The 15,350-nt window shown below is 56.9% G+C and carries 11 protein-coding genes; 5 read left to right on the top strand and 6 right to left on the bottom strand.

Annotated elements, in window-relative coordinates; all coding sequences use genetic code 11:
• Positions 1 to 786 (bottom strand): RNA polymerase sigma factor (locus ABX962_RS13400; RefSeq protein ID WP_372720179.1); only part of this gene is annotated, 786 nt, incomplete at its 3' end.
• A 358-nt stretch (positions 787 to 1,144) separates the two neighbouring features.
• On the opposite strand from ABX962_RS13400, the gene ABX962_RS13395 reads away from it, so the two are divergent.
• The 4 genes from ABX962_RS13395 (at position 1,145) to ABX962_RS13380 (ending at position 5,986) form a co-directional block, all read left to right on the top strand.
• The gene (locus ABX962_RS13395) at positions 1,145 to 1,774 is read left to right on the top strand and encodes an RNA polymerase sigma factor (RefSeq protein ID WP_372720177.1); all 630 of its coding nucleotides are present in this window, start codon (positions 1,145 to 1,147) and stop codon (positions 1,772 to 1,774) included.
• Positions 1,771 to 3,882 carry a protein kinase gene (locus ABX962_RS13390; RefSeq protein ID WP_372720175.1) on the top strand — a complete coding sequence of 704 codons (2,112 nt, stop codon included), beginning with the start codon at positions 1,771 to 1,773 and terminating at the stop codon, positions 3,880 to 3,882. Before ABX962_RS13395 ends, ABX962_RS13390 begins: the two co-directional genes overlap by 4 nt.
• Positions 3,883 to 4,433: 551 nt before the next feature.
• A complete protein-coding gene (locus ABX962_RS13385; protein ID WP_372720173.1) occupies positions 4,434 to 4,658 on the top strand; it encodes a hypothetical protein in 225 nt (74 codons plus the stop codon).
• Between the two features lie 110 nt (positions 4,659 to 4,768).
• Positions 4,769 to 5,986: a DUF1559 domain-containing protein gene (locus ABX962_RS13380; RefSeq protein WP_372720171.1), complete on the top strand. Its 1,218-nt coding sequence runs from the start codon at positions 4,769 to 4,771 to the stop codon at positions 5,984 to 5,986.
• A 178-nt stretch (positions 5,987 to 6,164) separates the two neighbouring features.
• Here ABX962_RS13380 and ABX962_RS13375 read toward each other — a convergent pair whose 3' ends face one another.
• Complete coding sequence (locus ABX962_RS13375; protein WP_372720169.1) at positions 6,165 to 8,471, bottom strand: RND family transporter; 2,307 nt, start codon at positions 8,469 to 8,471, stop codon at positions 6,165 to 6,167.
• 159 nt (positions 8,472 to 8,630) lie between these two features.
• On the opposite strand from ABX962_RS13375, the gene ABX962_RS13370 reads away from it, so the two are divergent.
• The gene (locus tag ABX962_RS13370; RefSeq protein ID WP_372720167.1) at positions 8,631 to 9,974 is read left to right on the top strand and encodes a hypothetical protein; all 1,344 of its coding nucleotides are present in this window, start codon (positions 8,631 to 8,633) and stop codon (positions 9,972 to 9,974) included.
• 107 nt (positions 9,975 to 10,081) lie between these two features.
• Here the strand turns inward: ABX962_RS13370 and ABX962_RS13365 are convergent, their stop codons facing one another.
• The 4 genes from ABX962_RS13365 to ccoG form a co-directional block, all read right to left on the bottom strand.
• Positions 10,082 to 12,613 (bottom strand): heavy metal translocating P-type ATPase metal-binding domain-containing protein, encoded by a 2,532-nt coding sequence (locus ABX962_RS13365; RefSeq protein ID WP_372720165.1) that lies wholly within the window; start codon positions 12,611 to 12,613, stop codon positions 10,082 to 10,084.
• Positions 12,610 to 13,455, bottom strand: coding sequence for a sulfite exporter TauE/SafE family protein (locus ABX962_RS13360; RefSeq protein ID WP_372720163.1), 846 nt, complete (start codon positions 13,453 to 13,455; stop codon positions 12,610 to 12,612). Before ABX962_RS13360 ends, ABX962_RS13365 begins: the two co-directional genes overlap by 4 nt.
• Positions 13,456 to 13,457: 2 nt before the next feature.
• Positions 13,458 to 14,015 carry a FixH family protein gene (locus tag ABX962_RS13355; RefSeq protein WP_372720162.1) on the bottom strand — a complete coding sequence of 186 codons (558 nt, stop codon included), beginning with the start codon at positions 14,013 to 14,015 and terminating at the stop codon, positions 13,458 to 13,460.
• A partial coding sequence (gene ccoG / locus ABX962_RS13350; protein WP_372720160.1) for a cytochrome c oxidase accessory protein CcoG occupies positions 14,012 to 15,350 on the bottom strand: 1,339 nt, incomplete at its 5' end. The genes ccoG and ABX962_RS13355, both read right to left, overlap by 4 nt.

The raw sequence follows: 15,350 nt of genomic DNA, 5'->3' as shown, positions 1-15,350 counted from the left end.
GAGTGTCGTTAACAGGGATGGCATCAGTCGGGTTCCTTGCGAGAGTAGGGAGTCAAGAAGATGAGGGTCGACGGGAGAATCGGGAAGATCGCCACGATGCAGCGAATCAATCAGCGGTTCACTTGCCTGGGCCGCCGTCGCAGTGGAAACGGTCAACGCGTTGGCGGCGGCAAAGGCCAAGACGGGGACGACGCCGCGACGACGCAGCCGATCGGCGAGTAGTTTTTTTCCGCGTTGCAATCGGCCTCGCACCGAACCGACGGTGGTCCCCAGCGATACGGCCAGCGATTCAAGCGTGCTGCCTTCGTACAAGTGCATCACGATCGCGGCGCGGTAATGTTCGGGCAGTTCGGACAATTCTTCGTCCAGCACGATCGCCTCGTGTCGTTGTGTCAAACGGTCCAGCGGATCGTCGGTGTTGGCAATCGGTTCAGCCATGGTTTCGGTTTCGCGTTTGCACGATTGTGTGACCGCCACCGCGGCGCGTTGGGCGACACGGTGCAGCCATCCCGCAAGCCGTTCGGGGTGGCGGATTTTGTTGCTATTGCGTGCCAAATACAGAAACGTCGTTTGATAGGCGTCCTCCGCATCGGCGTGAGATCGGCAGCGTCGCCGACAAACGCTCAGCACCATCACGCTGTAGCGGTCCACCAGCGCCGCCATCGCTGCAGGCTCGTGGTCTTGGTGCCACGCATCGAGCAGATCGGCGTTGGAAACACCGCTCAGATCGTGTGCGGGAAGGGTTGCGTCGGAGCCCAATTCGGTCGTTTCTACAGTAATATTCATGGCATCTATTACTGTAGTGCGGCGAGCCAGACGAGGTGCGCGCGGAAAATCAAATTTTTCGCTGCATCAATAATTGCTACCGCGTGCCCCGCGAGTACTTCTTGAGGGGCCGGTGCTTGCTGTGTAATATACTTTTACGGTGAACATTTGCCTCGCAGTTGGCTCGGTTTGCGACTCCGGTTGGCTGTCGACAAGTCTTGCTATCGGCGGATGCAAATGAATTTGGCGTAACGATTTTGATGGGGGCACATGGCACGCTGCTTCGAGCCGCAACGTCGTCGAGATTGCAAACCGCGGAATGATGCCAACCAAGTCAGTCCACACCCGTGGCATCGACTCGACCTACCATGAAAGACTGATGGCTGGCCCATTACACTCCTCTAAAAACCTGCCCACCAGGATCACGTTGCTTGAACGGGTACAGTCCGGCAAGGACCATCCGGATTGGAACGAGTTGCTGCAGTACTACGAACCGTTCATTCGGCGGTTTCTGGTCGGAATGGGGACCGCGCCGTCGGATCTGGACGATGTCTGCCAACAGGTGCTTTCACGTGTTTGGCAGGAACTGGTTAACTATCGCCGAGTCGAAGAGAAGGCACGGTTTCGAACTTGGTTGACCCGCTTGATCATGAACGTCGCCGCCAACGATTACTGGAAACGCAAACGGGCCAAGCGGGTGGGCAGCACCGATGTCCACGATCTCGAAGACGTTCCCTATGATTTACCGGAAATCGAGCAGCGAATTGAATCGGAATGGCAACGGCATGTGGTGCATCTGGCGTTGGATCGGATGAAGCAGATTTTCTCGGGCAATGCGATCGAAGTCTTTCTACGCAGCGCCGAAGGTGAGCCGTCGGCAGAAATCAGTGAATCGCTCGGGGTGAGTGTCCAAAGTGTTTATGTCTTAAAGAACCGTGTGAAAAAACGACTCGCCCACGAAGTCAAAGTGCTTCGTGAACAGCTTGAATTCCCGGACTCGCCCTCATGAATTTTCAGCCAACCGAATCCTCCGGCGGATCCCCTGATGACTCGCATCGCCGAATCGATCCCTTGGTCAAGCTTCTTTATGATGCATCCGAGGAAATCACGTTCGAAGAGATCAATGATCCGTCGGCGTTTGACGAGCTTTGCCCGCTCTACACGTCGATCAGCAAAATCACCGACCGCTACCAAGATCCCGAGTTGATCGGTCGCGGAGGGATGAAAGAGGTCTTTCGTGTTTATGACGCAAAGACCGTACGCCACGTCGCGCTAGCCAAACCACTTGCGAAATTTTCACACGATCACTTTGACGCGTTCTTACGCGAGGCGCACATCACCGCGAGGTTGGAACATCCCTGTATCATCAATCTGTTTGATATGGATATCGATTCCGATGGACGACCGTTCTTTACGTTAGAGTTTAAGCAAGGCCGCTCGCTGCGAGCGATTCTCGACGAATTGCAGGACGGTCGCGAGTGCGATCGATTCACCTTAAGAAAGCGGTTGATGCTGTTCCTGCGAGTTTGCGAGGCGATCGCGTACGCTCATTCCCAACGGGTGCTGCATCTCGATATCAAACCCGATAACATTCAAATCGGCGAATTCGGCGAGGCTCAAGTTTGTGATTGGGGGTTGGGGGTCGTCATGCCGAGTGAGGAAACGCAGCATGATTCCGAGGTATTGCTCGATCCCGACTTGTACGGCCCGCTGTTGGATTCGGTAAAGGGGACACCCGCCTATATGTCGCCGGAGCAGACTGACCCGATGGCTCGCAAGACGACGCAGATGGATATTTACTCGCTGGGTTGTGTGCTGTGCGAGATGGTCACGCTGCGGTCGGTCGAAAAATACCGGAAATCACGGCCAGCGATCGATTCGGCACTTGCGGCGATGATTGACAAAGCCACCGCGGATGATCCCGCCGATCGCTACGCCGACGTGGTGACGCTGCAAGAAGACATCTCTCGCTTCTTGGCGGGATTTAGTGCCTCAGTGGAACAAAGCAGCATCCTGCGTGAGGCAGGATTGTTCTACCGCCGCCACCGAGATGTTTGCGCCGTGACATTAGGATCACTCGTCATTTTGTTCTTGTGTTTGTCGTTCTTTGTCACGCAGCTCCGCCAAAAACACCAAACGGCCGTTGCCGCTCGCGCGGACGCAGAAAAGGCATGGATCCGCGCCGATACCGAACGCGCTTTGGCCACCGTGGCTCAAAAGACCGCTGAACAGGCGAAAGAACGTGCCGAAGAGTCGCTGGAGAAATACATCGTCGAAAAGAATCGATCCGAAGAACGTCTGCAAGCTCAGGTGGAATCGGCCATCGCTGTGTCGGATCATCTCACCAGCATTCCGCTGATCGCTCATGATACGTTTGCGACCACCGTCAAACTTTCGATGAAACATCTTGATACGGTGCTCTCGAACACCCCGCCACCGGAGTCTCGAGTGTGGCATAAGAAGTTTTGGCTGTATTTCTTGATGCAAGACTTTACCTCGGCGACGCGGTTGCTTGACGAAGAGAAGGGGGTAGAGCCTGACCTCGCCGAATTTGCGCGAGATTACAAGGACGAGGTAAATGAGCAAGGCTTTCTCGATACCGATGACTTTGTCCAATTGCTCCGCAAACTATGTCGTTCCAGCCGCTATCGCGCACCGCTAGCGGAAAAGATGATGATTTATGATTTGGAGTATCCGAGATCGATCGAAGATCGAGTTCGAATCGTTCGTTTTTGGGTCATGATCAACAATCACAAACCAGGCGATCTCGAACTCCGATACGACATCACGACGCGAACGGTGCGACTGCGTGGCAGCGTGTGGTCGCTCACCCGAACGCTTTCGGCAACGTGGCCGCCAGGCGTGCGAGTAAACCTGCTGTATACGCTCGATCCAAAGAACCTTGATCTGCGTGGGACCAAGATCACCGATCTCTCGGAACTGAATGATCTCGATTTATTGGAACTCGACATTCGGGACACCAAGGTGACCGATTTGTCGCCGCTCGCTAACAGCCGTAGCCTTCGCCGCGTGATCGTTGCGGACGGCCAATTCTCGGAACCGCAAATCGCGATGCTGCGAGACGCAATCGAAGTCGAAGTGATCGGGCAAGAATAGCGATTCCATCGCAACTTGATTTGCGTCCCGACGAGCTGACCACTGGCGGGCAATCCGGCTGCCCATCGATCCACCCAGCCCCAATCTACCCAGCCCCGATCCACCCAGCCCGATTGCTCTACCCCGCCCGTTGCTCCACCCAATCGAGCCCGCGGCGGACCCCATCAAAAACCGGCAGCTTCGCGCGAGGGGGGGGCAACAAGATTCTGCGGAGCTGACCTCACATGCTGCAGAGCGCAACTATGCGCAATCTTGATCGCACACAGTCTGCTGCGCACAGCGGAAAACACGGTGAAAATCGCGGTGGATGATACCGCGGCGGGACCGCTGTTTCGGCCGGTGAAACGCCGCTACAGCGGCCTGAGGTGGGGGAATTTACAAATAATTCTGTTTGTGCTGTTAAGGAACACAAATTCTGTTTGTTTAACGTGATAGCAGCCGCCTTTAGGTGGTCCTGTACGCGTCGCAGGCCGCGACTAATTCACGTGGCTTGTGGCGGGTTGATTACCCCCCAACCTACATCTCAATACATCCTAGGAACTCCCCCTGTTATGAAGACCTTTGCCCACCTGATCATGGCGATGACGCTTTCGGCACCTCTCTTTTGCACCCTCGGCTGCAGCGATTCAAACGAACCGGTCAACGTTGTCGAAGGCCAATCACGCGAAGACCTGGACGCCCAGGCAGGCGCGATCTCGTCCGAATATGAGCGAACCGCCGAGGAAGCGGCCAGCGATGGGCCGACCGCCGAAGAAAAAGCGATGAATCGGTCCTAGTTCGCCGGGATTTTTTCCCCGCGGTGTTTATCCCCTACTACCCATGCGTTGCCAGTCATTGGGACTGACGAACGCGGCAAATTCATTGATATTGACTACGAGAGAACGAAATGAAACAACAATCCCCTGCCCCGAATCGACCCAAAACCGACGGTTTTACGCTGGTCGAGCTACTTGTCGTGATTGCCATCATCGGAGTATTGGTCGGGCTGCTGTTGCCCGCCGTGCAAGCGGCACGTGAAGCCGCACGCCGCATGAGCTGCAGCAATAATTTCAAACAAATCGGTCTTGGAATCCATAACTATCATTCGGCCTACAACCAGCTGCCGATCAACATGACCGGAACCGATGCAGCGGGAAGCGGTAACGGAGCCGACCAAAACAATTTGGTCTTGAGCTGGCTCGTCGGTCTGACTCCCTTCGTCGAACAACAAGCAATGTGGGAGCAGATTTCTAACGGAGTCGACTCCGAGGGCGACCAATACCAACCGATGGGGCCTTCGCCATGGTTTGCTGGTTTCGCCCCTTGGGCGTCGGACATTCCATCGTTCCGTTGCCCGAGTGATCCTGGCGTTGGCTTGCCAGCGTTGGGGCGAACCAATTACGCCGCGTGCCTTGGTGACAACCCACGCATGAGCCATGACGGCGGAAAAAACCGTAGCGGCTTCTACGATTGGTCAGGCAACGATGCATGGCCAGGCTGGAACGCCGAAAACGATGCCTGGGCGAGAACGACCAGTGATTTGAGCCAAGTTCCCGCATGGGTCCGTGGCAGCAACCGAGGAATGTTCTGGAATCGTCACTCGACGAAGTTTCGCGACACGCTCGATGGCCTTTCCAATACCATCGCCGCCGGTGAAATTGCAACCAGCCTCGGGAACAAAGAGATTATCGCCGACATCGCCAGCAGCGTGAACTACGCCTCGCTGTTCACCCCCAGTCGGTGTACCAATTTGGCGGATCCCAATCGCCCGCAGCACTACCCCGCATCGCAATCCGTGCTCAACGGAAGTTCGCGTGAACGCGGATACCGTTGGGCAGACGGACGTTTGCCCTTTGCCAGTGTGCACACGGTGCTTCCGCCTAACGGAGCCAGTTGCATTACCAGCGGTGGCGACGGAGGCCAAGGTATCTCGACCATCGCAAGCCGTCATCAAGGTGGTGCGCATGTGCTGATGGGTGACGGAGCGGTCAGGTTCATCACCGATTCGATTGACGCAGGAAACAGCGATGCCGATCCCGTCCAGAAGGGTGAACAGAGCCCTTACGGTCTCTGGGGCGCCCTCGGATCGCGTGCCGCCCGAGAAACCATCTCGGAAGAAATCTAGTCGCCAATCGCAGCTTGGAGTTTGAGGCGTGGCCGGTTTCGATTCGGCCTAATTTCAATCGGTCACGCCTATCTATGTGACGGCTCCGACAAACCCGGCCCTGCTTCGGATCCAGAAACCGGCTGTATCACCGGGCCGAGCGAGATTGGGCACGTCCGTGAGCGCTAGATTCAGTGCGCTATAGCGAGTGACCTTCATTGCGATCGATCAACGCGATACAGGCGGGCAGCAGCGTCAAATTGACAAGCGTTCCAAGCAACAACGTGGCGGCCACCAGCGTGCCAAACGTGGCGGTCGGAATGAATTCGCTGGTCGACAAGATGCTGAACCCGAAGACCAAGGCGCATGTCGCTAGCAAAATAGGCACTCCGACGCTTCCGGCTGCATGCGTCACCGCCACGGGGATCGGATGTCCATGTTTGCGATAACGCCGATAAATGGCCAACAAGTGGACCGATCCATCGATCGTCAATCCGATCGAGACGGCGGCGATCATCGCCGCGCCCATGTTGATCTTGCCACCAACCCATCCCACCGTCGCCAACACCACAAACGCAGGCAACAAATTCGGCAACAGCGCCGCAGTTGCCAACCGGATTGATCGCGTCGCGATCCACAACAATATCCACACCAACACTCCGGCAAACCCCAGACATCGCCATTGGTCGCCCACTAACTGTGACACCAATCGCGACATCATCACGTAGTAACCGGTGACGATTGGGCCCGAGTTGATTGGCCCCGAATCGGAAGCCGTCTCGAACGCACTGGCCCAGGCGTCGGCTTGCGTATGTTCATCGACGATTCGCTGGACCTCGGTAATCAGCCGCGTTTTTGCTTCCGCAGGCAATTGTTCTTCGCTTCGCAGCATGATTCGCAAGCGACGCGGTTGAGTGTCAGCGGAATTCAGTAATGCATCGACGAACTCCGGCATCGTGGCACGCATTCCTGTCATCCGCAGCGACGGAGGAGCATACTTTAATATCGGCGTCTTGCCGACAACATATTCGGCGTCGGCCATACTCAAGACCTTCGTTAATTTGGTGCCATCGAGATCGATGCTACGCAGGTCGCGTTCGATCAGCAGGACTTGTCTCAGGTAATCGCGAGTCAATGATTGCGGCGCGGGCAGCAGGATGTCCCACACTCCCGCACCCCCAAACTGCTGCTCGACTTGGTCATACGCGAGTACGATGTCGCTGTCGCTACGGAAATTGTTCAGGAAGCTGGTTTCGGGTTCGGCTTGCCATGTCCCGATCACCGAAACTCCCAATAAAACAATCGCCACCGCGATTGCCGAATTTCGACGTGACACAAACGCGGCCGCAACCAAGGTGCAGCGTCGGCTAATTGCACGTGTCGTTCTACGCTGCATGCGGTGTAATGATTTGCCGAAACTCAATTCCGGCAACATCATCGTCACCCCCGCGAATAAAACGATGGCAACAAATACCGCGATTGAGGCGATGGCGATCATCGCACCAAATTGACGTACTGGCAAAATTCGCGACGATCCAAGCGCCGCAAACCCCGCGGCATCCGTCAAACAAGTCCACAAGATCGGAACGATCAAGAGCGAAAACGACCGCCACGTGGCGTCGTATCGACTGAGTCCCTTGGCTCTGGCGTCTTGGAATTTGGTACCCAAATGCAACACCGCTGCGACCGCAATCACGGTGATGATTGCGGGCATGATCGTCGAGACCAGCGATTGATTGAGCCGTAACAGCACGAGCGTCGCTTCGGTCACGACGATCGACCACACCACAACCAATCCGGTCAAGGCAACAAAACGCAGGTCCATCAATGTCACCAGCACGACGATGCTCAGCAGGATCAGCGTCACGGTGGTCAGTTTTCGTCCGTCACGCTCAATCAGATTAAACCCATCGTGGATCAACACCGGTTCCCCCACGACGACGCCGGGTTCGGTGATGGCTTCATATTGATCAGGCAGCGTGCTGGCAATCGCTTGAATTGATTCAATCGCCTGCGGCGGATGATTCGGTGACAACATCACCACCACGGCAGCAAGTCGGTGGTCGTCGGAATGCGTATAGCCTTCGAACAAATGTTCGATCCCACGAGCGACGAGGTCGTCGCGGCGAGCTAACCCAGGAACGTCCGTTTCGCTACGAAAGAAGCTGCTGGGACGAATCTTTTCGACCGCTGCGTTCAGCGTTGATGGCGATAAGATGCCATCGACCCCTTCGATCTGACGGACTTCCGACGCGATCGCGGCGCTTCGCTGTAACCCCTCGTTGGACATCAAGTCGGTGTCGGGATAGACCATGATCGCGACCGCATTGCCGCCAAACGAGTTCTGCAGCGTTTGATAATCGACCAGCGTGGAATCGGTGGGCGAGAACATTGCCGTGATGCTGCGGTCAAGCTTTAGCTGTTCCGAAAACGGCCACGCCACGGCAATGACGATCAAGCCGAGCAGCGATAAAACCACACGGAATTGAATCAAACGCGAAGCCATGCTCGCTGATTTCCGGTTCGTGGGGGGCGGTTTGTTCATCGTGCTCGCTCGCAGTCCATGCTAGGCTTCGCTAATATTGCGGATATCAAATTGGCTCTCTCGTTATCGATTTCTGCATTGCCCATGCCCCATTGGACTCTATCTGCCTCGTCGAATCGAATGAAGTTCGTTGGCATCATCGTGTTGGCGTTAGTCGTCCGAGGCGGGGTGGTGCTGAGCAACCTTGACCAATTCGATCAAGATCCCGACGCTTACCGGGTGATCGCCGAGACGCTTTCCGAAACCGGGGTGTTCGGGCTACCCGCCGGCAATGACGCAGGTTCGGGTACGGAACCATCCGCCAAGCCAACCGCCTTTCGTCCGCCGCTGTATCCTTATCTGCTTTCGTGGTTGACGGTCGATCACCACATCAACGATTGGCTAGTGGGTTTGCTGCATCTGGGGTTGGGCGTGTTGACCGCTGTGTGCACTTTATCGATCGCATCGCAATTGATCGACGGGGGACGCTTCGGGATCGCCAGTATTTTGGCTGCGGTGCTGGTGATGATCGATCCGATTTTGGTCCAGCAATCGACCCTGGTGATGACCGAAACCATCGCGGCGGCCCTAGCGACGCTGGTCGTTTGGTTTTGGGTGTGCCGCTGGGTACCGTCACCGACGCTGGCAAATGCGTTGATGTTCGCGGTTTTGCTTGCGTTGGCTTATCTTTGTCGACCCACCTTTTTGGTTTGGGCGGTGCTGATGTTGCCCGCAATTTTGTTCAGCCCCCAATCCTGCTGGACTCGCCGAGTGGCGTGCACGGTTGCCGCTGCAATGATCATGGTGTTGGCGGTCGGGTTATGGACGGTTCGAAATTGGAACGCGGTGGGGCATCCAGTGTGGGCGACCAGCCACGGAGGTTACACGCTGCTGCTGGCCAACAATCCCTCGTTCTACGACTATCTTCGCCACGGGAAATTTGCCGAAGCCTGGGACGCCGAACCGTTTCTAAACGCATACGCGCATCGTTTTCAAGGGGATCCGACGAGCGAGGCTTTTTGGCAAACCGATTGGTCCAATCCGGCGCAGACGTTGCCGGAACCGCGACCGCTGAATGAACACGAAGATGACCAGTGGTCGTACCAGGCCGCCAAGGCAACGATTGCGCGCGAGCCGTCCATGTTTGTTTGGTCCTGTTTCGTTCGTATCGGGCGATTATGGAGTCCGATGCCGCATCATGTCGCTGGTCGATCCTGGCCTCCGATCGTGATCGTGACGCTCTATTATCTGGCTTTTTGGATCGCCACCCTCATCGGACTCTATCGCATCGGTCGCAGCGTCTTGACCCCCGCGTGGTGGGCGATGATCACGCTAGCCATCACGCTGTCGGCGGTACACACAATTTACTGGAGCAATCTGCGAATGCGGTCGCCAATGATTCCGTCACTTGCCGTCTTCGCCGCTGCCGGTCTGGTTCGGCCCCGTTTCATCAAGCCGCTTCTCGTCGACCAAGATGCGGACTGAGGCAGAATCGAGATCATCAAATTGGCCGTGGCGGATCGACCAAATGCAGGCCACCAGCGCCGATCCACCCAACAGCAATGCAATCGGCAACGCGATCGTCAAAACACTCAAGTGACGGGTTCCTTAACGAGAGATCGGCGGGTGCGAGGCGATGGATTCGACGGTTTGGCATTCTCGATCGTTGCATCAACGACCGGTGTGGCAAGCGTCATCGTCAATACGGTCAATGAACTAATCGGCATCAAGATTGCCGCGATCAACGGGCTGATGATTCCGGTCATCGCCAACACCGCGGCAATCCCATTGTAGGAAATCGAAACCGCAAAATTTTGACGGATTGAACGAGCGGTTCGTTTGGCGGTCTTGGTCAGCGTAACAATGCCCTCGAGCCGGCTGTTGCCAATTAAAATCGGTGCCGCCGCAAGACTCGCGTTCGCCCCGCCTCGAAGTGCCACCCCGACGTCGGCTGCTGCCAAGGCCGCAGCGTCGTTGACTCCATCACCGACCATCGCGACCACGTGGCCGTCGCGTTTCGCATGCTGGATCGCTGCTAGCTTTTGTTCGGGGGATTGGTCCCCTAAGGCGAACTCGGGGTCGATGCCAAGTCGATTGGCCACCTCGCGGACAATCGAAGCATGGTCGCCCGACAACATCGCGACCTTCCATCCGCTATCACGTAATTGAGCGATGACCTGCTTGGCCTCGTTGCGAAGCGGATCGCTGACGCCAAAGAGGGCCTCGATCCGTTCGTCCACCACGACCAAGATCGGCGTGGACCCGGATGCCAGGATCGTTTCGATTTGTTCTTGCTCGAGCGGGCATACAACGAGGTTCATTTGATCGACCAGCTTCAGGCTTCCGATCGTGAAACGTCGTCCTTGCACCGTCCCTTCGACGCCGACGCCGATGCGGTTTTGAACGTCGGTCGCCGTGATCGAGTCGACGTCGCTGTGTCGTTGGTATTCGGTGATGGCTCGGGCGATCGGATGCCCGATGGTCGACTCGATCGCTTGCACACGCTGCAAAATCTCCGCTTCGCCGAACCAATGTGTGACTTGCATCCGGCCTTGGGTGAGCGTTCCCGTTTTGTCAAAGAAGATCGTGCCCGGTTTCGAGAATTGCTCCAGCGATTCACCCGAGCGAACCAGGATGCGCTGTTCGGCGAGTCGGCCGACCGCCACGGCAATCGCCAGCGGAGTGGCAAGCGCCAGTGCGCAAGGACAGGCGACAATCAGCAAGGCAACGCTGTGATTGATCGCAATCGCTGGATCGACATGCCACCATGCAGCGACGGTAACGACCGCCAGCACCATCACGACACTGACAAACCATCCGCCCACGCGATTGGCTAATTGAACAATCGGTGTTTTGCTTGCTGCCGCCTCGGCAACCGATTGTGAAAGGGCACCGAGCCGGGTGGCTCCGCCCATGGCGGTGGTTTCCACGTGAATGACCGACTCGATGTTTTCCGTGCCGGCTTCGACATCCGATCCAACGCTGATCGCGACGGGACGGCTTTCCCCGGTCAACAGCGATCGATCGAGATGCGATTGTCCTCGAACTACGCGTCCGTCCACCGGAATGCTTTCTCCAGGTTCGACGCGGACGATGTCGCCCGGCCTGATTTCGGACGCCGGAACACGCGTCAGCCTTACATCCTCGTCCACTCGCGTGGCCGCGTTGGGCGTCAAGTTTAGGAGGGCTGAAATCGCACGTCCGGCGGAGTGTTGTTGGCGAAGTTGCACCCAACGGCCCACCAACAAAAAGAACACCAGCGTCGCGATCGAATCAAAGTAAACTTCCGACGAGGTCTCGAATAATCCATAGATGCTGGCGATCACCCCGGCGGATAACCCCAGGGCGACCGGCAAATCCATGTGCGGTACTCGCAAGCGAATCGAGGCCACCGCGCCTCGCAAGAACACGCGGCCCGGAAAGATCACCGCGGCAACGCCCAGCCCCACGCCAGTGAACCGCAGCAGATTGCGTTGAGATTCCTCGATTCCCGAAAACGCTCCGGCGTATAGCGCCACCGCAATCCACATCGCATTCATCGCGCAAAAACCGGCGATCGCAACGTCGACAAGCAGTCGCCGACTCTCTTGGTTGCTGGCGTCCCGCTCGCCTGCCGTATCAAGCGGCACCACGTGATAGCCGATCGTTTTTAGCAGTCGACCTAAATGGCTGAGTTTGACCACGGTCGGATCGTAAACCAATTCGACCGATCGCGAATGCATTTGCACCGATGCGGAATGCCATCCAGCGACATGATTCGGGGCTTGTTCGATCAACCATGCACATGCGGCACAGTGCAGTCCGCGAATCGATAATCGGACCCGAGCCCATTCGATGCCATTGGGCCCAATCCCCTGTTTGACTACCGACGGAAGCAACAATTTAGGATCGTCCAGATCGTCAAACGAATCGCGACCTCGATCCTCGAGCGTCTCAGAGGGACCACAGTCACGCAGCGCGTAATAGTCCTCGAGTCCCCAGCCATGAATCAATTCCCAGGCCCCTTTGCAGCCATTGCAGCAAAACGCGGGCTCCGACGCATTCGTCGGCCTAGGGGCGGGCAAGCCGCAATGAGCACACTCGACGCTTTGTTGCGTTTGCGTTTGATCCGTTGCCGAGCTCATGGGGCGGCAGTTTGGGGTGACATGGTATCGTTGCTGGCACAGCAGGGACACTCGCTCGGCTGGTCGTCAGAAACGGTTTCGGCACAGCACGGCAAGGGCTCCTCTTTTAATTCGATCAGCGAGGTGGCGGTGATTTGATCGCCGAGCTCGGGCGCCACCAAGCTGGAAACGTCCACCGCCGCTCGGCCGGTGACTGTATAAAGTCCGGTCACAATCAGAAACACACTCGCCGCGATCGGCAACATGCCTCGCAGCTTCGGGGTTAACGAGTGGATGCCGACCAACATCGTGGTCAGCGCCGGAAGCGTCCCGATCCAAAAGGCAAACATCACGACCACCGCGGGCAACACGCCACCGGTTCCCGCAGCGACCAACACAAACAAATACAACCAACCGCACGGTAACCAAGTCGTGATCAAGCCGCCGAGGTAGGCGCGTGACACCGCCGTTTGCCGATCCAACAGCGGTTTGAATCGCTTCAGCACCGCCGCGACCGTCGAAGGACCCGAGCTTGTCGCCGAACTCAAAAGGGGGCGGTTAAAACGCGGATGCAATTTTGCCAATCGAAACAAGCCAACGGCGATCAACAAGCCACCGGCGACCTTGGCCGCCGCCGATTGGAAACCGACCATGTCGCCACCGATCGAAACGGCGGCTCCTAAAATCCCCGCCGCCGTGCCGGCGATCAAATACGTGCTCAGCCGGCCAACGTGATAGGCACTGATCGTCGCCCGGCTTGATCCGCCGCCGGTGACCCACAGCGCCAGCGGTCCGCACATGCCAACGCAATGCAGACTGCCAAGCAAACTCGCTACCATCACGGCCATCGCCAGCGTCAACACGATTAGTTTCCTTTCGTCAGCCGACGCTGCGTTTGAGTCACCAGGATGTCCTGCGAATGAACAAAGTGTTGGTCTTGGTCGTTGGTGACGTCGATCTCGATTAGCCACAATCCATCTACGGGAAAGCAGTCTTCGGCAACGACCACGCCGTTTGAGTTTGGCTGAATCGAAAACGTTTTCACGTCCGCGGCGCGGGCGTAGTGATACATGTGGATGGTTCCCGATGCGATTCGGACCGGTTTGCCATCGGTGTCGGTCAAAACGCCCTGCAGCGTCGCGGTGTGTTGACCCGGAATTGGCACTAACGTCAATTTCCAACCGAGTTCACGTGAGACGCTTTCGGATTTCCTGTGGTCGTCCCAGTCGAGCGATTTCTGGTAGTAATCGGGCAGGACTGCGGCCGACGGATCGCCGGTGGCCAACATGATTGCGACGACCCCCACGGCGACTTGTAGCGACAATAGCCCGACTACCAATCCGCCCCAACGAATGGCGGCGTTGCGATTGGCGATGCGGTTGAATTCGGGCATTCGGTTCGTTGTGGTTGTATTTTCGATCATCGTCGTGGACCTAGTAATTGCATTTTGAGGGTGCGCTCGTTGCCGGCGTCATCGCGAATTCGCAGTTCTCCTTCGACGTTGCCTCCAGGGCCAAACACTTTCCCCGGAACTTCGACCACCAACGGGACAAGCTCGGTTGCGTTGCTGTCCAATTTGGGGCTGTCGTCACCGATCTCGCGAATGATCGCCGACTCCGGCTTCACCACCTCGACGGTGTATTGGCGTGGTTCGTTGCTGCGGTTGACGAGTCGCAATCGGAATTGGTTGCTGACATTGCCGGTCACATGTCGGTGAAAGGGGTTGCCTTTGCCGCGAATCAAACGAGCATCAAACGCGTATTTGGTCGACAACACTGCGAGGAAACCGATGCCCACCGCCACGAGCAACATGGGGTAAGCGACGGTGCGAAAGCGAAAGAATTTTAGCTTCTTTCCATCGAGTGCATCTTGAGAACTGTAGCGAATCAGCCCCGTCGGTTTGCCCACCTTGGTCATCACGTCGTCGCATGCATCGATACACTGGGTACAGTTGATGCATTCCAATTGTAATCCTTCGCGAATGTCGATCCCGGTCGGGCAGACGCGAACACATTGGTGGCAATCGACACAGTCGCCTGCGCCGTCACCGGCCACATGTTTCCCTCGTTTGCGAGGCTCGCCCCGTTTCGTGTCATAGGCGACGATCATGCTTTGCCGATCTAGCATCACCGATTGAAAGCGTCCGTAGGGACATGCAATCAAGCAGAGTTGTTCACGAAAAAACAGGAAATCAAAAAGCATCAAGCCGGTCGTCACGCCCATCACCATAAAGGCCGCTGGGTGTTCGATCGGTGAGCTTTGGATCCACTGGGCAAGCCGATCGGTGCCGACAAAGTAAGCCAGAAACGTGTGGGCGAGAAACATGCATAAAACGACGTAGACGGCCCAGCGGGCGATTCGGCGCCAACCTTCAATCGGGCGTTTCGCTTGGCCGCCTTTGCCCACGGTGCCTTCGAACCAGCGGTCGATGGGGCGGAACAGGTATTCCATATAGACCGTTTGCGGACAGGCCCATCCGCACCAAATACGTCCGGTCAACGCGGTGGCTAAGACGATGGTTAGAAACACGCCCAGCATCACCAATGCCAACAACAGCGTGTCAGTCGGCAAGAAGACATGTCCCAAGAAAACGAATCGGCGAGCTGGCACGTCCAACAAAATCGGCGGCAGCCCTCCGATGCGAACGTGAGGCAAGGCGACGAAGAAGGCGACCAAGCCGTAGGCGATCCAGCGTCGCCATTTCCACCAAAAACCGGTCGACAAGGTTGGCCGTAGCCAGCGCCGCGAACCGTCTTTT

The organism is Novipirellula sp. (genome assembly GCF_041583735.1).
Taxonomy (GTDB): Bacteria; Planctomycetota; Planctomycetia; order Pirellulales; family Pirellulaceae; genus Novipirellula.
Note: the sequence above shows the minus strand (reverse complement) of the source record. Positions and strands in the feature narration are given on the sequence as shown.

Excerpts from the sequence above, each read along its gene's own strand:
- ABX962_RS13395 (WP_372720177.1), top strand. The coding sequence starts at position 1,145 with ATGGCTGGCCCATTACACTCCTCTAAAAACCTGCCCACCAGGATCACG.
- ABX962_RS13390 (WP_372720175.1), top strand. The coding sequence starts at position 1,771 with ATGAATTTTCAGCCAACCGAATCCTCCGGCGGATCCCCTGATGACTCG.
- ABX962_RS13385 (WP_372720173.1), top strand. The coding sequence starts at position 4,434 with ATGAAGACCTTTGCCCACCTGATCATGGCGATGACGCTTTCGGCACCT.
- ABX962_RS13380 (WP_372720171.1), top strand. The coding sequence starts at position 4,769 with ATGAAACAACAATCCCCTGCCCCGAATCGACCCAAAACCGACGGTTTT.
- ABX962_RS13375 (WP_372720169.1), bottom strand. The coding sequence starts at position 8,471 with ATGGCTTCGCGTTTGATTCAATTCCGTGTGGTTTTATCGCTGCTCGGC.
- ABX962_RS13370 (WP_372720167.1), top strand. The coding sequence starts at position 8,631 with ATGAAGTTCGTTGGCATCATCGTGTTGGCGTTAGTCGTCCGAGGCGGG.
- ABX962_RS13365 (WP_372720165.1), bottom strand. The coding sequence starts at position 12,613 with ATGAGCTCGGCAACGGATCAAACGCAAACGCAACAAAGCGTCGAGTGT.
- ABX962_RS13355 (WP_372720162.1), bottom strand. The coding sequence starts at position 14,015 with ATGATCGAAAATACAACCACAACGAACCGAATGCCCGAATTCAACCGC.